The sequence below is a fragment of the Psychrobacter maritimus genome, assembly GCF_904846345.1.
Taxonomy (GTDB): Bacteria; Pseudomonadota; Gammaproteobacteria; order Pseudomonadales; family Moraxellaceae; genus Psychrobacter; species Psychrobacter maritimus.
In genome coordinates this window covers 18,748-39,633 of the sequence record NZ_CAJHAJ010000003.1, presented here as the reverse complement: position 1 = coordinate 39,633, position 20,886 = coordinate 18,748, and the positions used below count along the sequence as shown (strand labels likewise).

16 protein-coding genes are annotated in these 20,886 nt (G+C 45.2%); 1 reads left to right on the top strand and 15 read right to left on the bottom strand.

Annotated features, from left to right (window positions below; genetic code table 11):
- Nucleotides 1–176: 176 nt before the first annotated feature.
- On the bottom strand, nucleotides 177–1,064 hold the full coding sequence (locus JMX50_RS05310; RefSeq protein ID WP_201620004.1) for an energy transducer TonB: 888 nt from the start codon (nucleotides 1,062–1,064) through the stop codon (nucleotides 177–179).
- A gap of 446 nt (nucleotides 1,065–1,510) precedes the next feature.
- Between JMX50_RS05310 and JMX50_RS05305 the strand changes: the two genes are divergently transcribed.
- On the top strand, nucleotides 1,511–2,281 hold the full coding sequence (locus tag JMX50_RS05305; protein WP_201628912.1) for a hypothetical protein: 771 nt from the start codon (nucleotides 1,511–1,513) through the stop codon (nucleotides 2,279–2,281).
- Between the two features lie 285 nt (nucleotides 2,282–2,566).
- Here the strand turns inward: JMX50_RS05305 and JMX50_RS05300 are convergent, their stop codons facing one another.
- The 14 genes from JMX50_RS05300 to ndhC all read right to left on the bottom strand — a co-directional run bounded on the left by JMX50_RS05300 (nucleotide 2,567) and on the right by ndhC (nucleotide 20,114).
- Nucleotides 2,567–3,412 (bottom strand): ferredoxin--NADP reductase, encoded by an 846-nt coding sequence (locus tag JMX50_RS05300; protein ID WP_201628733.1) that lies wholly within the window; start codon nucleotides 3,410–3,412, stop codon nucleotides 2,567–2,569.
- Nucleotides 3,413–3,634: 222 nt separating this feature from the next.
- Nucleotides 3,635–5,113 carry an NADH-quinone oxidoreductase subunit N gene (locus tag JMX50_RS05295; protein ID WP_201625253.1) on the bottom strand — a complete coding sequence of 493 codons (1,479 nt, stop codon included), beginning with the start codon at nucleotides 5,111–5,113 and terminating at the stop codon, nucleotides 3,635–3,637.
- Nucleotides 5,114–5,116: 3 nt separating this feature from the next.
- A complete protein-coding gene (gene nuoM / locus JMX50_RS05290) occupies nucleotides 5,117–6,742 on the bottom strand; it encodes an NADH-quinone oxidoreductase subunit M (RefSeq protein WP_201628732.1) in 1,626 nt (541 codons plus the stop codon).
- Nucleotide 6,743: 1 nt separating this feature from the next.
- On the bottom strand, nucleotides 6,744–8,618 hold the full coding sequence (nuoL, locus tag JMX50_RS05285) for an NADH-quinone oxidoreductase subunit L (protein ID WP_201628731.1): 1,875 nt from the start codon (nucleotides 8,616–8,618) through the stop codon (nucleotides 6,744–6,746).
- A gap of 4 nt (nucleotides 8,619–8,622) precedes the next feature.
- A complete protein-coding gene (nuoK, locus tag JMX50_RS05280; protein WP_045445153.1) occupies nucleotides 8,623–8,931 on the bottom strand; it encodes an NADH-quinone oxidoreductase subunit NuoK in 309 nt (102 codons plus the stop codon).
- A 98-nt stretch (nucleotides 8,932–9,029) separates the two neighbouring features.
- Nucleotides 9,030–9,800, bottom strand: coding sequence for an NADH-quinone oxidoreductase subunit J (gene nuoJ / locus JMX50_RS05275; RefSeq protein ID WP_201628730.1), 771 nt, complete (start codon nucleotides 9,798–9,800; stop codon nucleotides 9,030–9,032).
- Complete coding sequence (gene nuoI / locus JMX50_RS05270; RefSeq protein ID WP_079691073.1) at nucleotides 9,797–10,345, bottom strand: NADH-quinone oxidoreductase subunit NuoI; 549 nt, start codon at nucleotides 10,343–10,345, stop codon at nucleotides 9,797–9,799. Before nuoI ends, nuoJ begins: the two co-directional genes overlap by 4 nt.
- A 68-nt stretch (nucleotides 10,346–10,413) precedes the next feature.
- On the bottom strand, nucleotides 10,414–11,409 hold the full coding sequence (gene nuoH / locus JMX50_RS05265) for an NADH-quinone oxidoreductase subunit NuoH (RefSeq protein ID WP_201562763.1): 996 nt from the start codon (nucleotides 11,407–11,409) through the stop codon (nucleotides 10,414–10,416).
- Nucleotides 11,410–11,458: 49 nt separating this feature from the next.
- Nucleotides 11,459–14,566 carry an NADH-quinone oxidoreductase subunit NuoG gene (gene nuoG / locus JMX50_RS05260; RefSeq protein WP_201628729.1) on the bottom strand — a complete coding sequence of 1,036 codons (3,108 nt, stop codon included), beginning with the start codon at nucleotides 14,564–14,566 and terminating at the stop codon, nucleotides 11,459–11,461.
- Between the two features lie 10 nt (nucleotides 14,567–14,576).
- A complete protein-coding gene (gene nuoF, locus JMX50_RS05255; protein ID WP_201628728.1) occupies nucleotides 14,577–16,001 on the bottom strand; it encodes an NADH-quinone oxidoreductase subunit NuoF in 1,425 nt (474 codons plus the stop codon).
- Nucleotides 15,998–16,507: an NADH-quinone oxidoreductase subunit NuoE gene (gene nuoE / locus JMX50_RS05250; RefSeq protein WP_201562539.1), complete on the bottom strand. Its 510-nt coding sequence runs from the start codon at nucleotides 16,505–16,507 to the stop codon at nucleotides 15,998–16,000. Before nuoE ends, nuoF begins: the two co-directional genes overlap by 4 nt.
- Nucleotides 16,508–16,698: 191 nt before the next feature.
- Complete coding sequence (gene nuoC, locus JMX50_RS05245) at nucleotides 16,699–18,474, bottom strand: NADH-quinone oxidoreductase subunit C/D (RefSeq protein WP_201628727.1); 1,776 nt, start codon at nucleotides 18,472–18,474, stop codon at nucleotides 16,699–16,701.
- Between the two features lie 198 nt (nucleotides 18,475–18,672).
- The gene (locus tag JMX50_RS05240) at nucleotides 18,673–19,341 is read right to left on the bottom strand and encodes a NuoB/complex I 20 kDa subunit family protein (RefSeq protein WP_201562543.1); all 669 of its coding nucleotides are present in this window, start codon (nucleotides 19,339–19,341) and stop codon (nucleotides 18,673–18,675) included.
- A gap of 149 nt (nucleotides 19,342–19,490) precedes the next feature.
- On the bottom strand, nucleotides 19,491–20,114 hold the full coding sequence (gene ndhC, locus JMX50_RS05235; RefSeq protein WP_201562545.1) for an NADH-quinone oxidoreductase subunit A: 624 nt from the start codon (nucleotides 20,112–20,114) through the stop codon (nucleotides 19,491–19,493).
- Nucleotides 20,115–20,886 lie beyond the last annotated feature (772 nt).

Below are 20,886 nucleotides of genomic sequence, written 5' to 3'. Positions count from 1 at the left end.
TCTTTACTCTATTACTGATTTTTAAAAATGTATTTTTATAAATACTTTGTCATAAACATGATATTTATGATTATTTAACTATTAATTAGCGTTGCACTTGGTTTGTTAATCTAAGCGCTAAATTGAAGTTAAAGCTAAATTAAAGCCCGATAAAATATTTCTAGCTCTCAATGAGCTTAATAAGTGATGTCTACTTTATCACTATAGCGATAAGTACGTATCAGACGCAACTCGACGATATCATTCATGTCTTCGGTAAATTTACCAAAGGGCGCCGCTTGTCTAACCGACTGTTTGGCTGCTTCATCTAATATCGTCGAATTTGAACTCTCAAGCAAACGAATGGCTTTAATATTACCATCATTACCGATGACGACCATTAAGCGTACTTCACCCGTGATACCTTGAGCGCGCGCTTGGGCAGGATATTGCAAGTTACCGACGCGCTCGACGTGCTCACGAAAGGTATTGATATAGTCCGCTGCCGCACCGCGCGTTGTCGAATTGCTATCGACGGTCACGACTTTTGATTTGGTCGCATACAGCTGTTGCCGCTGAGACAGCTGCGCCTCTAAAGTAGCAATTTGCTTACGCAGACGCTCTTCTTGCGCCTTCATATCATCTTGTTCTTGCTTGCTATCGTTATCAGACTCGACGCTTGCTTCACGCCAACTTAGCGTCGTCCGCAGATAGCTTTCTTGATAGCGCTGCTGACGGACTTGGCGCTGCAAGCTAATCACATCTTGCGTCTCGCTCATTTGTTCGGCAGATAATGGACTGCTCTGGTCGGTCTCTTGGCGCAATTGCTCCTGCACCGTGCCACCGCCTTCTTGTGAGGCATTGGCAATAAATTGTGCATCTTCATTTGGTTGCATATTGTCGGTCAGCGCTTTCGCAACATCTTGCATCATGCCAGCAGGGTCTTGCCCCATCGAGAAGCTAATCCCAAAAATAACCAGCGCGTGGACACTGACGGCAATCACAATCGCCATCGGCAAGCCGATATCACGCTTAGGTGCTTGCGCTGAAAAATGGTAGCTTTGCGAGTCTTTAATGGAGGCCACAGTTGTTCTCAACTAATGAATATAAGGGCTATCGGCAAGAAGCATGATAATATAAGCGTCTGTCGACCAATGCCGGCGCTATCATAACATGACAAAGAATTGTGTCGCTAGCACAACCGTATACTGCAGCTCTTAACTTGCTACTTGCTTATCTATCAGCTGATATTTATGTTAACGGTTTTATATTAACTACTGCATATTAAGTGCGACGTACTTTCTAACTACCTCGTATCAGCTAGAGTAAATAGTAAGCCTGCTCAATCAGACAAAACCTAGACGTTCATTTTGCACGCTACCTTTTTCATATATACTGTTTTATAAGTGAGCTATTAGCAAATACGAATTTTACGCCTGCATAATATGAAATATAAACACAGGTGCAGTTTCACGCTTACGTGACGACCCCCATCATTATAAGGATAATAAGTTTGAGTAACTTTGATAATATGGACAATATGAATGATTCAGACAGTTTTGATGAATTCTTTGAAAATATTGGCTACCGTTTTGACGAGTCATTTAGTGATGGCTGGGAGCGTCTTACCCAAGCGATTAAAAACATTTATAACAAAACCACCGATAAGCTTGAGGATGAGATATCCTTGCCGGTTGCCCAAACCTACGTCAACGATGCCCTACAAAAGTTTGTCACAGACAATGTCAAAGCCATTTTAGAGCTGCGCGTTGAGATACATGATGACTGGTTTCGCCTGTATTGTACCGTCGATGCTGGCGGTATCTATGCGGAGGTGGCGAGTAATTTTAGCTTGGTTCATGTACAACTTGATCGCAACGTTCAGCGCCTTGTGTTTGGTCAGCAGACTTATACCGACGTCCTTAATCTACGCTGCGAATCCTTTATCAAGCGCCAAGGTATCAAGCTTTTTATCTGGTTTTATCATAGCGTACTGAAAAAAGACCCGTTAGGCTTCATTTTGTCTTATATCAATATTGCCCGTGCCAAAGAGGAAGTCATCTATCTTGATATCAATCGCTGGCTGAAAAAGAATAAGAAAATCATCAGCACCTTACATAAGGTACAGGTCAATTACGGCGAGCTTGAAGAAGAGCAACTGGTGCTTAAAACGCAAATCAATTATCGTGACCTACTAGCCAGTAGTGCTAACGAAGATATCATTAGTGATAAAGATGAGCCGCAGCTGATGCAAGGTCCTATCAATCCGATTGCGGATGCTACGGAGCCAAGTCAGGTCTAAAATCAATTTTAAACTTATATAACCAGTCCCAAATAAAATAAGTACGAATATTCTAACGTGCTATTGGTATAAATTTTTCTTGCTTGCTGTGCCTACGCAGACAGAGGCTGCGCAAAATCTATACCAGTAGCACTATATTCATTTTATAAAATATTGACTATATTGAAATACAAGCTAACTAAATGCCATCCATAAAAAAGCGCTAACCCTTAAAGATTATTGTCTTTAAAGGTCAGCGCTTTTTTAATGAAGCCCGTCTATAGTAGATTCAGGACAATCACAAGACTACCAGTAGTTTTCTACTGCGATATTGCCTTCGCCGCGGCGATTCATCACCAGTCCTAAGCGCTTTAACGTCTCTTTGGTATCTTCTACCATATCTGGGTTGCCACAGAGCATAACGTGGGTGCTATCGACATCTAAAGCAATACCGGCGCGCTCTTGTAGCGTTCCATCTAATAAGAGTTTTGGCAGACGTTCTGTCAAAGCCCCTTCGACAGCTTCACGAGTCACGATAGGTATAAAAATCAACTTGGCTGGATTATCAACCAAGGAGCCAAAGTCTTCTTGTAAGCTTTCAATCTTGTCGATATAAGCCAATTCTTCTGTTGAGCGCGCACTATAAGCAAGTACGATATGCTCGTAATCTTCCCATGTTTTTAAATCTTGCAGCATCGATAAAAAAGGTGCTAAGCCTGTACCCGTCGCCAGCAGCCATAAGTCTTTTGGTAGTGGTTTTTGATAACGCGCCAAGGTTAAAAAGCCAAATGGCATGGTGTTTAATAACAGCTCATCGCCTACCTCTAGGTGTTGCAGCTGCGAAGTAAAAGCGCCATCAGGGATGACAATAGAGAAGAATTCTAATATCTCATCAAAGGGTGACGATACAATCGAATAGGCGCGGAAGATATCCTCATTCAGTGTTTCGTTCAGCTCTTCATCGTCATCATCAGTATCAGCTACTGCACTCAACTGCTTATAGTATTTTAATTGACTGGGATTAACGCCCAAACGCACAAATTGCCCAGCGGTAAATTTAAAACTATCAGGACGACTGACGGTAAAGCTAAATAGGTTGGGCGTCCACGTGGTTTTACTGAGCACCGTTACTTTTTGAATATTGTCACTCATAATAATGACTTACCTTCTTTTTTTATTAATAATTATGGCTACTCTAGTGTAGATGGCTATTTTTATGAATTTTTAAAGGGGTCAAACTAAAAGATGCGCCAAGCTTATCATAAAGCTGGCGCACCTTGGTTTTCTAACCGTAACAGCAGATAAGCAGCGCCATAAGAATGCGGCGTCTTACCTGACATTAATACTGATACTTAACTCATATCTATGATGCCATTACCATATACGAGCCAAACTTGCCCATTCAATCATACTGTTCGGTAGCACACCGAAGAACACAATGATAGCGGTGACGGCGATGACCATAATACCACCGGTACGCAGACCCCACTGCTTCGAGACGTCAAATTCAATAAATTGTTTTGGACGTTTAAATAGCGTGAGCATAACGCGTAAGTAATAAAATAGACCGATGGCACTACCCAAGATAATCATCGCAGCCAAGAACCAGTTGGTACCTTGTACGGCGGCAAGAATCGCAAATAGCTTGGTAATAAAGCCTGCGGTCAATGGAATACCTGCTAATGACAACATCATAATCGTCATAACAGCGGTCAATACTGGACGGCGCCAGAATAGCCCTTGGTAATGGGTCAGCTCATCGGCTTCACCAGCCAAGCGATAAGGGCTCGACATCAAGGTTACGACACCAAAGGCACCAATAGAGGTAAAGGCATAAATCGCCATATACATGCTTGAGATACTATCAGCGGCAGAACCAATGCTAACAATCACGATAAGCACATAACCCATATGGGCAATAGACGAATAACCAAGTAGACGTTTAAGGCTAGTCTGACGGACAGCTAGTAAGTTACCCACCAAGATCGACAAGGTTGCCATGACCATAAGCAGCATCTGTACCGATGGCAGTGCCAATAACGACGTATCAATTAAGAAACGAACTGCCAACGCCATCATTGCCACTTTTGATACCGAAGCTAAATAAGTAGCGATAGGTGCTGGTGCGCCCTCATAAACATCTGGCGTCCACATATGAAACGGTGCTGCCGACAATTTAAAGGCAATACCAAACATCATCATTGCAGCCCCTAAAATCAACAGCGGCGACTCAAAGAGATCAACCAACGTCATACTGATAGGTTTAAAGGCAAGCGAACCTACTTCTGCATAAATAAACGCCATACCCATTAGTAGTGTTGCTGATGCCGTCGCTGATAACACTAAGTACTTCAGCCCCGACTCAAGCGAGCGTTTACGCATATAAGTATATGCCAGCATGCCGTATAGCGGTATCGATAGCATCTCAAGGCTCATAAAGAATGAGGCTAAATGCTGAGCACTGACCATGAGCAAAGCGCCAACGGTTGATAGCAGCATCAATAAATATAGCTCTTCTTTATGATCTTTTAAATCAGCTAAATAGGCATAAGACAGCGTAAAGCAGGCTAATGCACAGATAAAGATAACCACCATATTAAACTGGGCAAAGTTATCAATAACAAATAACTGCTCCGCCGTTGGTACTAAAGGCCCACTATCGATAATGCCTGCCATTTGTCCAAGCAAGGTAAACAAACCGACATTCAGACCGACGACCGAGATAGTACCGGTCATCATATGTGAGCGTTTAATAGTGATGGCAACCATCACCACCAATACCGTAATGACTACCGCAATGATTGGTGCATAAGGCAGCAGCCCCATCAAATCATTCATCGTAAAATCGTTCATGACTTAACGTGCCTCCATTGCATCAAGCAGCTGCGAGGCATCTACTTGTGTTACTTGACTGTATATATAGGCGTTATTAATCCACTGCATCGCGTGACTTGAGGTATCAAGGAACGGTTGTGGATACAGTCCGAGCCAGACCAAGCCTGCCGCTAGCATCAATAATAAAGACAGCTCGCGCTTGCCCAAATCTTTTAACGGACGCGTCGGCAAACCGTGTAACTTGGTTTCTTGTAACGCCACTTCTTTAATATTGTTGGTACCGAATAGCGCTTTATGAATTAAGATAAGCGAGTATAAACCTGCCAATACCAAGCTGAATGTCGCCAAGACCACAAACACCGGATAATCAGCAAACGCACCAAATAAAATCATAAACTCACCGATGAAGTTACCTGTGCCTGGAATACCCAATAAAGCGGCACAGAAGAACATCAGTATCGGCGCATAATAACGGAACTGACCCCACATACCGCCCATCAAGGTCAAATCACGTGTATGTAGACGCTCATATAGCTGCCCTGCCATGATAAACAGTGCCGCTGAGCTTAAACCGTGCGCGAGCATCTGAATCATCAGACCTTGTAAGCTGAGTAAAGTTCCTGCATAAATTGCCAATACCACAAAGCCCATGTGCGAGATACTGGTATAAGCAAGCAAGCGCTTCATATCGGTTTGCATAAAGGCCAGCCACGCGCCATAGAAGATACCAATGGTACCCAAGGTCATGGCAATCGGGGCAAAATCTTGTGACGCTGCTGGAAATAATGGTAAGACGAAACGAATCAAACCATAAGCGGCAGTTTTAATCAAAACCCCGGCCAAATCCACCGAACCTGCGGTTGGTGCTTGCGCATGCGCGTCAGGCAACCAGCCGTGGAATGGAATAATCGGCAACTTCACGGCAAAGCCAATAAAGAAGCACAGCATAATCGGATATTCCCAGCCGCCAAGTGACGTACCGAGCAAGTCATTATAATTAAAGCTCACCACCCCTTTTTGGGCGTAGCTGATAATGACCAATATCAAAATACCGACCAGCATGATAAGACCAGATGCTTGGGTATAAATAAAGAACTTAGTTGCGGCATATTCTTTGGTTTTACCAACGACGTCATGACCCCAAATGGCAATCAAGAAGTAGATTGGAACCAGCATCATCTCCCAAAAGAAGAAGAATAAGAACATATCAATGGCTAAGAAAACACCAATAACGCCGCCCAAGCTCCAGAGCAAGTTTAGATGGAAGAAACCAACACGGCGTTGAATCTCATTCCACGAACAGGCAACGGCAGCAATACCAAGCAGACCTGTCAAGCCAACCATCAATAGCGATAAGCCATCTAACGCTAAGTGAAAGCTGATACCAAAACTGGGTATCCACGGCACACTGAATTCAGCGACCCATGGCACATTTGCATCTGGCGCAATCACTTGCTGACTCATACCGCTATAATCACCGTACTGCCACAGCACTAGTGACAAGGCAAAGGTCAACGTCATACCGATTAAAGCAATCCAGCGCGGTAGACGTTTATTAAAGCGTTCGACCAACCAACATAGCAACCCTGCAATAAAAGGAATTGCGATTAATGCTGGTAGCATCCACGTTTGTTGTAACTCAATCATCTTATACCACCGTCATCATTACCAGCACCAACAGCACAGCCACACCCAAGCCAAAGCTTGCTGCGTAACCTCGAAGTGACCCTGTTTGCGTCGCAGACAATACCTTGTTACCAGCAGATGCCAGCTTAGGTAATAACAGCCACGTTTTATCGATAGGGTCGGCTTTAAATAAGCGGCCGATGAACAAAAAGGGTTTAACAAAAACTATATCGTATAGCGCATCAAAGCCCATACCGTGATAGCACCAATGATATAACGCTGCGCCTATAGAGGTGCGCTTAAAGCGGGTCAACATGCGACCTTTATCGACGACATATAAGAATGCTGCGAGAATCAAACCAGCAAGCATGGCGCCCATGGCGATATATTCCGCCGTATGTTTGTCATGTGCTTGACCAGCCACTTCTAATAAATGCCCAACACTCTCTGGCAATACGCCTTGTAATGGTGGCGTAATCCACGCACCAACGGCGGTTGATAATACCAGCAATACTGTCAGCGGTAGCCAATATGACACACCAGATAGCTTGTGCGCAGGGGTTTTTTCTTCACCAAAGAAGATAATCCAAATCATACGGAAGGTATAAAGTGCGGTTAAGAACGCACCGAATACGCCCATATAGAATAAGACTTGGTGACCGGTTGCGTAGCTTTCCCACAAAATCGCTTCTTTAGAGTAGAAACCAACGGTAACCCAAGGTATCGCCGCAAGCGCTCCGCCACCGACGATATAGCACCAAAATACTAACGGTATCTTTTTGCGCAAACCGCCCATCTTAAAGATATTTTGCTCATGATGAACCGCAAGAATCACCGCACCTGATGATAAGAATAGCAATGCTTTAAAGAAAGCATGCGTCATCAAGTGGAAGATAGCCCCTTGCCATGCGCCAACGCCCAATGCTAAGAACATATAGCCGATTTGGCTCATGGTCGAATAAGCAAGGATACGTTTAATATCGGTTTGTACCAGCGCACAAAATCCAGCAACGACGAGCGTCAATGCACCCACTGCCCCAACCCAGTACAACAAGACGCCCGGTGTGAGGAGAAATAATGGATGTAGACGCGCAATCAGATAAACACCCGCAGTAACCATCGTCGCCGCGTGAATCAAAGCCGATACAGGCGTTGGACCTGCCATCGCATCAGCAAGCCACGTATGTAGTGGTAACTGTGCAGATTTACCCATCGCTCCACCAACGAGCATCATGGTGGTCAAAATCATCGTTGGATTATTAATATCAAAGATTTCCGGCGCACGGGTAATAATCTCTTGAATATTAAGCGTGCCAAATTCGCGGAACAATAAAAACAGACCAAAGGCTAAAAACACATCACCAACGCGGGTGACGGTAAAGGCTTTAATCGCTGCCCGACCATTAGCGCGGTCTTGATAATAAAAACCAATCAGCAAGTAAGAACAGATACCGACGCCTTCCCAGCCAAGATAGAGCAAGAACAAGTTATCCGCTAATACCAGCAATAACATGCTGGCGACGAATAAGTTCATATAGCTAAAGAAGCGCGCAAAGCCTGTTTCACCTTTCATATACCATGCGGCAAACAGATGAATCAAAAAGCCGATACCGGTAATAACACCCGTCATCGTTAATGCTAAGCCATCAAAGCTTAGACCAAAACTTGGCGCAAAATCGCCGACTTGGAACCAAGTCCATAATGGAATCTCGATGACCGTACCGGCAGGGTTGCTTGTTAAAAAGGTATAGCTGACAATCAGCGTGCAAAGTGCTGATAGCAGCATGCTACCGACACCGACAATCGCTGCTACCTGCTCGCTTAACTTGTCGCGCATAAAGGCTAAAATCAAAAAGCCAACGAGCGGGAATATAAAGGTTAATGGTAATAAACTCATGACATCATCCTTTCATCTCATTGGCGCTATCGACATCAAGATGCCCACGCTGATGATAAAACCGCAATAATATTGCCAAACCAATGGCCGCCTCTGCCGCTGCTAAAGTCAGAATAAAGATAAACATAATCTGTCCATCTGGATCAACCCAGCGGCTACCTGCGACCACAAATGCCAAAGCCGTCGCATTCATCATGATCTCAAGGCTCATCAGCATAAATAAGAAATTACGCCTTACCATGACACCGCACAGACCTATCGCAAATAAAATACCGGCCAAAATCAATCCATGGCTCATGGGTATCATACCCAGTACATTCTGCGCCTCAGCAACCGGCTGCACTAAGCCTGCTACCTCGTGGGCAAACGGCACATTCGCAACCTCCTGTGCCACGCTCGCTGCTAGTACCATCAGTCCGACTCCTTGCGCGTGACTTTATTCACACCTACCTGCGTACCTGCTTTCATGCCGACTTTCTTGCCAACATAGTCATGCGGGTCAACATCTTTATATTCGTATGGTTCAGCCCCGTTTACCGTATCAGTATCTATGGGCATGCCGTTATCATCGTAATGTTTGATACTGGCGACATTTGGATTGGTTGCTTGGCTAGCACCTCGGCTATCGTTACCTTGGGTTGCATTACCAACAATCTCATCATCGATAGACTCTTTACCCAAATGATAAGCGGCAACCAAAGCGGCTAATAAGAGCAATGCCGCCACTTCTATCAGCATAATATATTTGGTAAACAGCGCCGTACCTACTGCTTTGGCTGAAATCGTCGTACCGCCAATCATCGCCGCTTCATTATGGTTAAGACCAATCATCGCATACAGCACAACCGCGATAATAATCGTTAGCCCCGTCGGTACCGCCCAAGTTTTGGCATCAAGCCAGCGCTCTTCGCGCTCATCATTACTCATGCCGAGATTTAGCATCATAATAACGAAAACGAACAACACCATAATGGCACCGGCATAAACGACCACTTCAAGCGCACCAGCAAAAGGTGCACCTAATACAAAGAAAATACCTGAGATGGCCAATAACGACACAATCATCGATAAAATAGCATGCACTGGATTGGCGAGGGTCACCACGCGCAAGCTGGCAAATATTGCCACCGCTGCCAGCGCATAAAACCCTGCCAATTCAGGACTATTTAAAATATTCATCATGGTAGCAAGCTCCTTAGATCAATCGGTGCAGCTTCATTTTGTGCCGCGCCTTTTGGTTTATCTGCTACCGCCATACCCGTCACGCGATAATAGTTATAATCGGGATATTTACCCGGTCCTGAAATCAGCAAATGCTCTTTTTCATAAACCAAGTCTTGACGGACATATTCGCCCATCTCAAAGTCTGGGGTCATCTGAATCGCGGTCGTCGGACACGCCTCTTCACACAATCCACAAAAGATACAGCGTGAAAAGTTGATGCGGAAAAACTCTGGATACCAGCGTCCATCTTCACGTTCTGCTTTTTGCAGTGAGATACAGCCGACCGGACATGCCACAGCACATAGGTTACAAGCGACGCAGCGCTCATCACCATCAGGGTCACGAGACAAAATGATACGTCCGCGAAAGCGCGGCGGTACAGGTACCGGCACTTCTGGATAAAGAATGGTGTCGCGTGGCCTGATTGCATGACTATTGACCATCCACATACTTCGGACAATGGTAAACATACCAATGACGGTCTTTTTTATAGTAGTAAACATGGGATTATTATCCTTATCAGCTTTACCCTAGTTCATCAGTGATGGCTAGTAATGGCTACTAGTAATGACTATAACGTTGGGGAAAAAATCAAAATGACTGCAGCAGTAACCAACAGATTAATCAAGGTTACCGGCAGGCAGACTTTCCAGCCAAAGTTCATCACCTGATCATAGCGCGGACGCATGAGTGAGCCTCGAGCCAAAATAAACATGGTCATAAAGAATAGTGTCTTAATCATGAACCAAAAAGCTGGTGGAATAAACGGAATATCTAAATTAAACGGCGCAAGCCAACCACCGAAGAACAAACAAGTCATCAACGCAGAAATCAGTACGACGTTGACATATTCACCGATAAAGAACATACCGAACTTCATGCCAGAATATTCGACATGATAACCTTCGGCCAATTCTTGCTCGGCTTCCGGCTGATCAAATGGATGTCTATGGGTAACAGCAACACCAGCAACCACAAAGGTTAAAAAGCCAAAGAATTGCGGAATGATATACCAGCCGTCAATTTGCGATTCAACGATTTCACGTAGGTTAAATGAGCCAGTCAGTGCAACCACACCCATCAATGATAAGCCCAAAAAGACTTCATAACTGATGGTTTGCGCCGCAGAACGTAAGCCGCCAAGTAAAGAGAACTTATTGGCCGATGCCCAACCACCGAACATCACCGCATAGACAGCAATACCTGCCATAGCAAAGAAGAACAAAATACCGATATCCCAATCAGCAACGCCAAGGGATGGCGAGATAGGGATAATGGCGAAAGAGGCCAAAGCAGTAAACATGGCAACCGCTGGCGCCAAGGTAAACATAAACTTATCGGTAAAGTTTGGCGTCCAATCTTCTTTAAAGAAGATTTTGAGCATATCAGCAACCAGCTGCAACGAGCCAAACGGACCAACACGGTTCGGACCGTAACGGTCTTGCCAGAGTGCAAGCATGCGGCGCTCATAAATAATCATCATTGCCGCCACAATGACGACCACCAAAAAGATGACCAGCGATTGCACGACCATAAAGAGTATCGACCAGGTATCAAAGGTCATCATACCAGCCAAAAAGCTTGGCACATCAGGGATAATACGGGTAACTTGCATATTACACCTCCTGTGTGGTGGTCGGCGCGCTGCTTACTGGCGTTGCGCGGTTATTGGTATTGGCGGTTAAAGTACTATCAGTCGCCATGCTGCCCATCATCGTCACCGGCGCATCAACTTTACGTACCGATGCTGGCATTGACGGATGGATGATATCCACCTGCCCAACTGGATAGCCGATACAACCTTCTGCTAAGTAACCAACGAGCTCAACGGGTAAGGTGATTTGCTGTTTATCAATCTCAATCGCCAGATAATCACCCGCTGCAAGACCCCAGTCTTTGGCATCATCAATACCGACGCGCCATGTGGCTAGCGGTAATTGCTCAGCAACGACGGGGCTACGTGATGCCATCATAGAGCTGGCATAAAGGTTATAAATAGGTACCAGTTTTGCTTGTCCTTGCTGCATATCCGTGGTCGTCACCGAAGTAACTTCTGGGGCAACATATTGACGCGTGGCTAAGCGCTCTAATTGATCAAACAGACGGACGCCTGGATCACCATTTTTGAGGCTACCACCGACTTTATCTTGGTATTTATTCCATGCTTGCGGTGAGTTCCAACCTGCCGCATTGGCAAAAGGAATCATCGAGCTTGGCGTTTGCTTACCGCTATAGCCTTCCATTGAGAAGGTTAAACCGGTATCCAAATCTTTTGGCTGCATCGGCTCATGCACAGATACCGGTGCACGCATAGAAGTACGGCCTGAGTAGCGGCGCGGCTGACGGGCAATTTTTAGACCGGTCATACGGTAATCGGCATCCGGAGCAGCGCCCTTAATACCAGCAAGTTTAGGATGGGTGGCAACCAATGCATTGATGACATCATCAAGCTGTGTCCAGTCGACATCGCGACCTTCTAAGCTGCTATGAACCGCATGTAACCAGCGCCAGCCTTCTTTGATACTGCTCATCGGATGATAATATTCGTTATCATAAACTTGAAAGAAGCGCTGCGCGCGACCTTCAGCAGAGATAAGCGTACCATCCGCTTCCGCAAAACTAGCAGCTGGTAAGACGATATCGACGTCTTTATGCCAATCAAGGAGCTGATGGTCAAGGGCGATGACGGTTTTGTCAGTCAATAGCTGGCTTAATTTGTGCGCATCAATGGCATCGGTTAACTGATTTTCAGCAACGATGACCACATCGAAATCAGTCGCTAATAACTCTTCGACTGATTGACCGCCAAGCATACAAACACCAATGCTATTGGCATCAGGAACCGCTAAATAAATACCAGCTTGCGCATGGTATTGTTTATTAACTTCTTTTAGCTCAAGCTTGGTTGCCGGTTTACGCTCGACGTCGTCTTGCGCTTCTGTGTCAACGCCGGTTTCAGGTTTGTTCGGCTTAGCAGATAAGTCTTTGTCTTCACTCTGTTGAGGGGTTGTTGCTTGTGCTTCAGCGGCTGCAACCTGCTCATCACGAAGCTGTTTATCACGAACTAGAGCATTATGCGCCTCAACCTGATGCTGCTCAGTCGCTTTAATCGCTGCCCGCTTTTGGCTCAATGCTTGGGTAATTTGTGCTGCTGCTTCTATCAAAGCAGTCGATGATAAGCTAGTACCCGAAACCACCAACGGCTTATCGGCTTGAATCAAGTCATAAGCAATTTGCTGTGCCAACGCTTGCATAGCATCACCATTAACATCGTCATCTGACGTTGGTTCTGCGATTTCTGCTAAATCATCAGCAAAATCAGCAATCGCATCAGCGACTTTAAAGCCAAGCTTAGTAATATCTTCAGGTGTCGCAACGACGCTGACTTTACTGATATCTTCTAGCTTAGTTTGGATAACATCGATGACGTATACCGGACTTTGTACACCTTGACCAATACGTTTGACTGGCTCAGCCAACCACGATTGTGTTTTGGTAGCAGCAGCCATTTTAATGGCTTCATTTTTTGCCGCTTGACGAATCGATAGCGCCACACGTGATGAGGTTTGGGTGATATCTTCACCTAGTACCAATACCGCATCATGGCTTTCAATATCCGTCATACCGGGGTTATAAATACCCTCGGTGCTTAATACTTCAATGCACTTATTAACCAGTGCTTGCTGCTGATGGTTTAAACCAGTTGAAAAGTTATCAAAGCCAACCATGTTTTTTAGCGCAAAGTTGGTCTCAAGGCTGGCACGTGGTGAGCCAATACCGATGACTTTTTTATCTTTGATACGTTTGATGGTTTCATCGAGGGCATAATCGATATTGATTTTAACGTGCTTATCATTGATAAGCTCAAGCGCTTGCGTTGGACGGTCTTCGCGATTGACATAACCGTAACCAAAGCGACCGCGGTCACATAAGAAGTAACGGTTTACTTCACCGTTATAGCGGTTTTCAATACGGCGTAATTCACCATAACGCTCGCCCGGAGAGATATTACAACCGGCTGAGCAACCATGACAGATGCTTGGCGCATACTGCATATCCCATTTACGGTTATAGCGCTCAGAGTGGGTTTTATCGGTAAACACACCGGTTGGGCACACTTCGGTTAAGTTACCAGAGAACTCGCTTTCGAACTGACCGTCTTTATCACGACCAAAATAAACGCGCTCATTTGAACCATAAACGCCCAAATCTTCGCCGCCCGCATAGTCTTTATAAAAACGGACGCAGCGATAGCAAGCGATACAGCGGTTCATCTCATGAGCGATAAACGGCCCAAGTTCTTGATTATGATGGGTACGCTTAGTAAAGCGATAGCGACGGCGGCTATGACCTGACATATAGGTCATGTCTTGCAAATGACAATGTCCGCCTTCTTCACAAGTTGGACAGTCATGCGGATGGTTAATCATCAACAGCTCAACCATCGACTTACGAAAGGCTTTGGCTTCATCATCGGTGACCGAGATGTACATATCATCGCCCGGAGCGACCATACATGACATCACGAGGCGACCGCGACCCGCTTCCATATCTTCTTTAGACTGATATTGCTTAACCGCACACTGACGGCAAGAGCCGACTGAACCTAAGGCGGGGTGATAACAAAAATACGGCACATCAATGCCGAGTGATAAACATGCTTGCAGCAAGTTATCTGCGCTATCTACTTCGACAGTGGTTCCATCAATATGTATGACTGCCATGCCGCTCTCCTTATTTCACTTCTGGCTGTTGATTGGCTGCAGCCTCAATGACATCTTCACCAACCGCCTGCGCAATTTTTTGATCAAACTCAGGACGGAAATATTTAATTGCACTCATCAGTGGTTCCATCGCACCCGGCGCATGGGCACAGAAGGTTTTACCGATCCATAAATCACGGGTTAAGCCTTCTAATTTCTCAACGTCACCGATTTGACCTTGACCATCATTGATAGCGGTCAATATTTTTACGCCCCACGGTAGACCATCACGGCATGGCGTACACCAACCGCACGATTCACGTTGGAAGAAAATCTCAAGGTTACGCAGTAATGGCACCATGTCTTGTTCTTCATCGACGACCATGATTAGCCCAGTACCCATACGGCTACCGGCTTTTTGAATGGTGTCAAAATCGACGACGGTATCTAAATGGTCAGCGGTTAAAAAGTCGGTTGATGCACCGCCCGGTAGCCAAGCCTTGAGCTTTTTACCTTCCTGCATACCGCCAGCGAAATCTTCGATAATTTCGCGCGCTGTATAACCAAATGGTAACTCCCATAGACCGGGATCATTGACCAGACCTGAACAACCAAACAGCTTAGTACCCGGAGTTTCGACCACGCCTTTGGCTTTTGGTAAGTCTTGATACCATTTACTACCATGCAAAATAATCGCTGAAACGTTATGTAGAGTTTCAACGTTATTAACGACGGTTGGACGACCCCATGCACCTGCCACCTGCGGAAATGGTGGTTTGGTACGCGGATTGGCACGGCGACCTTCTAGGCAGTTAATCAAAGCGGTTTCTTCACCGCAAATATAACGACCAGCGCCGGTATGGACGTGCAAATCAAAGCTAAAGTCTGAGCCTAAGATATTGTCGCCGACCAAATTATTGGCACGCAATTCTTCAAGCGCAGCCGTTAGACGCTCTGCTGCTAAGATATACTCGCCGCGAATAAAGATATAGCCTGCCGTTGCACCAATCGCGTAGGCAGAAATCAGCATACCTTCGATAAGCTGTAGCGGTAGACGCTCCATCAAGAGACGGTCTTTAAAAGTGCCCGGCTCCATCTCATCGGCATTACAAACCAGATAACGTGGACCGCCATCGGGTGGTGCCATGAGCGACCATTTAATACCGGCTGGGAAACCTGCACCGCCACGACCTTTGACCACTGCTTCTTTAATGGTATTTAAAGTGTCGGCTGGCGATTGGTTTAAAGCCATTTTTAAGGCTTCAAATCCGCGTAGTGATTCATAAGTGGCTAAATCCAATACCGCATCGTGATGGGCGAGGCGCCATGTTAATGGTTTGGTTTCACTAGTTGCGGTCGCTTTATCGCCATAAACAGGAATGCGCTGGTCATTTAATTGGCTTGGCGCTTTGCCTTGACCGCGACGAGCAATCTGCTCTGAAATCGTTAAACTCATGCGTATAGCTCCAACAATTGGGCGACTTCGGTGGGCTGCACAGGACCATAGGTGTCTTCATTAATTAAGACAGCAGGACCTTTGTCACAGTTGCCCAAACAGCAAATCGGCAATAGCGTAAAGCGGTTATCAGCGGTAGTCTGACCATAGTCGATGCCCAGCTGCGCTTTTAATTCAGCGGCCAGTGCTTCGTAACCGGTTAGATAACAAGCCACTGAATCACAAATAAGGATGACATTGCGACCGACTGGCTGACGATAAATACGGTTAAAGAAGGTTGCCACCCCATCCATATCGGTCACAGGAATATTTAGAATATTAGCGATGGCATTGACTTGTGCATCATCGACCCAGCCATTACGCTTTTGTACGATTTTTAGTGCATCTAAAGACGCTGCCCGTGGATGGGGATAATGATGCATAAACTCATGGATAGCCGCAATTTCTTCAGCGGTTAAGATACTTGCCACATCTACTTTTGGCATTTTATCGGAAACAATTCTCATAATCTTTTTCTTTCCTCACTCAGCCCACTGTTAAGGTTGCGCTCATGGCGCAACGACAGCGTTTTGGTGTGCCAGTTTGGCGATAACATGTTAATGAACGTGTCTTACTTTTAATACTTAACTTCTAATATTTGACATTAATAGCATTTAGCATTGATAAAAGATGATGATCAATGCATTACGGCTAACATTTAGCGGTCACAATCGGCCATCACAATATCAATCGATGCCAAATACATAATGGCATCGGATACCAATGAGCCATTAATCACCGATGGCATCTGCTGCAGGTGCGCAAATGTCGGCGTACGGATACGAGTACGATAGCTCATCGTCGCTTTATCTGAGGTGATGTAATAACTGTTTAGACCTTTGGTGGCTTCAACAATCGTGGTGCACTCACCCGCTGGCATCACAGGACCCCAAGAAACGGAGATAAAGTGGTTAATCAAGGTTTCGATGTCATTCAAGGTACGGTCTTTTGGCGGTGGTACTGCCAATGGATGATCCGCCTTATAAGGACCTTGCGGCATATTATCCATACATTGACGGATAATACGTAACGACTGGCGCATCTCTTCAACTTTTACCATACAGCGATCATAAGCATCGCCGTTATAGCCGACTGGAACTTCAAAGTCGTAATTCTCGTAGCCCATATACGGACGTGCTTTACGCAAATCAAAATCCAAACCTGTTGCACGTAAACCTGCACCAGTCACGCCCCATGCCAATGCTTGCTTGGTATTATATTGCGCAACGCCTTGGGTACGACCTTTAAGCACACTGTTTTGCAGCGCTGCTTTGACATACTCATCCAGACGTTTTGGCATCCATTCTAAGAACTCGCGAACCAAACGCTGCCAGCCACGCGGTAAATCATGCGCTGTACCGCCGATACGGAACCATGCTGGGTGCATACGATAGCCAGTCACGGCTTCGATGACGTCATAAGCTTTTTGGCGATCGGTAAACATATAGAATACTGGCGTCATACCGCCCGCATCCTGAATAAAGGTACCGACGAACAGCAAGTTATTGGTAATACGGAAAAACTCACTCATCATCACGCGGATGGTTTCAGCGCGCGGTGGAATGGTGATACCGGCAAGCTTTTCAACCGACATGATATACGGTAGCTCATTCATGACGCCGCCGAGATAGTCAATACGGTCGGTATAAGGAATATATGAGTGCCACGTTTGACGCTCAGCCATCTTTTCGGCGCCGCGATGGTGATAGCCAATATCGGGAATACAATCAACGACTTCTTCGCCATCAAGCTGTAGCACCAAACGGAAAGCACCGTGAGCCGATGGATGGTTAGGACCGATGTTCAAGAACATAAAGTCTTCATCACGACCCGAGCGTTTCATGCCCCACTCTTCAGGGACAAAGCGCAGGTTTTCTTGCTCGTATTGTTGTTTGGCGGTATTCAAGAAATACGGGGTAAATTCAGTCGCCCGCGCATGATATTCTTTGCGCAGTGGATGACCTTCCCAATATTTAGGTAATAAAATACGGGTTAAATGCGGATGACCTGTAAAGACAATACCAAACATATCCCACACTTCACGCTCATACCAGTTGGCATTTGGCCAAATCTTGGTCGCGCTCGGTACATTAATATCGTCTTCGCTTAGCGCGACTTTGATACGCACATCGCTATTACGCTCAAGCGACATCAAATGATAAAACACTGTAAAATCGCTGTCAGGCAAACCTTGACGATGTTGACGCAAGCGCTCATCTATCGCTGATAAGTCAAATAGCATGACATAAGGTTTTGGCAATTTACGCAGGTATAATAGAACGTCTAATAAGTCGGCACGCGCAACCCACACCGTTGGAATCTCATCCACCGTGTGCTGTACGACAAACTTACCGGCATACTTCTGCTCAAGCTCGGTGATAACCGCTGGGACAGGCTTAATCTTAGGATCTATGTTTTCGACTACCGTGACCATGAATGATGTATTCCTTCATTAATCATAATTAAGCTATGTTGAACACAACTGAACTATGTTGATCATAACTGAACTACGATGAATATATGCGTACTGAGCATTTTTACGGATTATGAATTATTGAGCCAAACAAGCAAATAAAATACCTGATGCTTAAATATTGCTTTTTCACATACAGTTTGGCTACATGCTTGCTGATTAAATACTATCTGGGCTACGCAAGTTTTTCACAGCGATACGATCTGCTTGCTTACGGTCACGCTCAGGCGTCATTTGTGGCTGATAGATACCCTGCTCATTGACATGAATACCCAGCGGACGACGCTCTTTAGTAATCGACTCTTGCAGCAGCATCAAGCCTTGAATCAAAGCTTCTGGACGCGGCGGACAACCGGGGACATAGACATCGACAGGTATGATTTTATCCACGCCTTGCACCACTGAGTAGATGTCATACATACCGCCCGAGTTGGCACAAGCACCCATTGAGATGACCCATTTTGGCTCAAGCATTTGCTCATATAGACGCTGAATAACCGGTGCCATTTTTACAAAGCAAGTACCAGCAACAATCATCACGTCCGCCTGACGGGGCGAGGCGCGAATAACTTCGGCACCAAAGCGTGATAAATCGTGAACCGCAGTTAAGGTAGTTGCATATTCGACATAACAGCATGAGGTACCAAAGTTAAATGGCCACAGTGAGTGCTTGCGCCCCCAGTTTGCTGTTGAATGGACAAGGTCTTCGAGACGACCCATAAAGACGTTTTTATTGACTTCGTCTTCGAGCGGATCATTGACCGTTTGACTAGTCTGTGCAGGATAGGTATCTGCATCAGGGTTGGCTTTTGTTAATGTGTATTTCATAACATACAACCTTTATTTTAAGCGCCATGCGGCAATCAGATTGCCACTACGAGCGCCATAACTTCTATTATGAATAAATTAATCATGCTGACATGCGGGAATAAGGCTAAAACAATCTAGCTATAATAAGCTAATCTAGCTATAAGCAATTAGCGTTCGACCTTATCGGGCTGCGCAGAGGTGGCAAAATCCACGGAGGTAATATTACCTGTGGTATTAATATGATCGATATTCTGCAAATGACGACGATTGGTCTCAATGTTGTTCGAGACATTAATTTGCCCTGAAGATTGCGCCGGTATTTTACCCGTCGGATCAACCATCAGCTCATCAACGCCATCAAATTTGGTGATGTCTGCCAAATTGAAACCTGCCGGAGCCGCATGTAAGCGAGGTTGCTTACGGCGTTTATCCGCCGGTGCCCAGTTCATCGCACCCAGACTGAGCTCGTATACCAAGCCAATAATCAAGATGGTGATAAATATCGCGGCAGCGACAAAGCCAAGCCAGCCAGCCTCACGAACGGAAACCGCATAGGCATATAGATACAGCGCCTCTAAATCAAAAATAACGAAGAAGATGGCCACCAAATAGAATTTAGCAGACAAACGAATGCGGGCGTTGCCAGCTCCGACAACACCCGCTTCAAATACCTCTTCTTTTTGTGAGCCCTGAGAGCGACCGCCAAGTAAGCGCGGAACGACCAGCATAAATACAACTAGCCCAATGGCGGCTAAAATAAAAGCGATTGCTGACCAATTAAAAGCAGACATGATAATACGTGCTCCTCACCCAATCGAGTGTCAAGCGCACCGCAAATACTCACAAATAATGGTGGTAATGGCGACAGGCGTAACGCAGACGAAAACACAAAGTAACTGTCATTGAGTCACTTTATTTGAGTAAATTTGTTTAAATAACTCAGTGATTTAAATAACTCAGTGATTATATAAATCAATGACTATTATAGCTACTGTGCTGGTAATAACCAATTATCAAGCTTATTGACGACGATGTCAGACGTGACCAACTGTAGATGTTCCGCTCTGTACACGGATAAAAAGGCTGGTCGCCCAACGCATCTTGTAACAACGTAAGATCAACGTATTAAATCAATATCATATCCGGTGTTTACTTAATTGATTTAATAGCTCATTACACGTGGTCAACAATGACGTGACAACTGGCATAAATTATTTACGTACTATACGCATATCGGCAATCAAAAGCTAGTTTTTAACTGCATTGAACGGTCATTTTCTCTGCAAAAAAAATATGTTTTTTTTACTACGACCTATGATATAGACGTTACCTTATATTAAGCCCAAATCCATATTTCTAAAAAGGCGCTGGTATATATAGTGTAAGTTACGCAATCCAAACGCTTTTTTACTCGGCACGCATCCTTCAACTCCTCACCCAAAGATAGGGTTTTTGCTTTATAATGACCCACCGAATTCCATGGTCGTATCGGCAGCTATTTTAATGACGGCACTTATGGTTAATTGTCACAAAATATTAACTGCTCTGCGCTTAATTAACAGA

Bases quoted from the DNA above. Each gene is read 5' to 3' on its own strand.
- JMX50_RS05240 (WP_201562543.1), bottom strand. From the start codon at position 19,341: ATGAAATACACATTAACAAAAGCCAACCCTGATGCAGATACCTATCCT.
- nuoC (WP_201628727.1), bottom strand. From the start codon at position 18,474: ATGGTCACGGTAGTCGAAAACATAGATCCTAAGATTAAGCCTGTCCCA.
- nuoJ (WP_201628730.1), bottom strand. From the start codon at position 9,800: ATGATGAATATTTTAAATAGTCCTGAATTGGCAGGGTTTTATGCGCTG.
- JMX50_RS05300 (WP_201628733.1), bottom strand. From the start codon at position 3,412: ATGAGTGACAATATTCAAAAAGTAACGGTGCTCAGTAAAACCACGTGG.
- nuoF (WP_201628728.1), bottom strand. From the start codon at position 16,001: ATGAGTTTAACGATTTCAGAGCAGATTGCTCGTCGCGGTCAAGGCAAA.
- JMX50_RS05295 (WP_201625253.1), bottom strand. From the start codon at position 5,113: ATGAACGATTTTACGATGAATGATTTGATGGGGCTGCTGCCTTATGCA.
- nuoL (WP_201628731.1), bottom strand. From the start codon at position 8,618: ATGAGTTTATTACCATTAACCTTTATATTCCCGCTCGTTGGCTTTTTG.
- nuoM (WP_201628732.1), bottom strand. From the start codon at position 6,742: ATGATTGAGTTACAACAAACGTGGATGCTACCAGCATTAATCGCAATT.
- nuoG (WP_201628729.1), bottom strand. From the start codon at position 14,566: ATGGCAGTCATACATATTGATGGAACCACTGTCGAAGTAGATAGCGCA.
- ndhC (WP_201562545.1), bottom strand. From the start codon at position 20,114: ATGTCTGCTTTTAATTGGTCAGCAATCGCTTTTATTTTAGCCGCCATT.
- nuoH (WP_201562763.1), bottom strand. From the start codon at position 11,409: ATGATGACCTTTGATACCTGGTCGATACTCTTTATGGTCGTGCAATCG.
- JMX50_RS05305 (WP_201628912.1), top strand. From the start codon at position 1,511: ATGGACAATATGAATGATTCAGACAGTTTTGATGAATTCTTTGAAAAT.
- nuoE (WP_201562539.1), bottom strand. From the start codon at position 16,507: ATGAGAATTGTTTCCGATAAAATGCCAAAAGTAGATGTGGCAAGTATC.
- nuoI (WP_079691073.1), bottom strand. From the start codon at position 10,345: ATGTTTACTACTATAAAAAAGACCGTCATTGGTATGTTTACCATTGTC.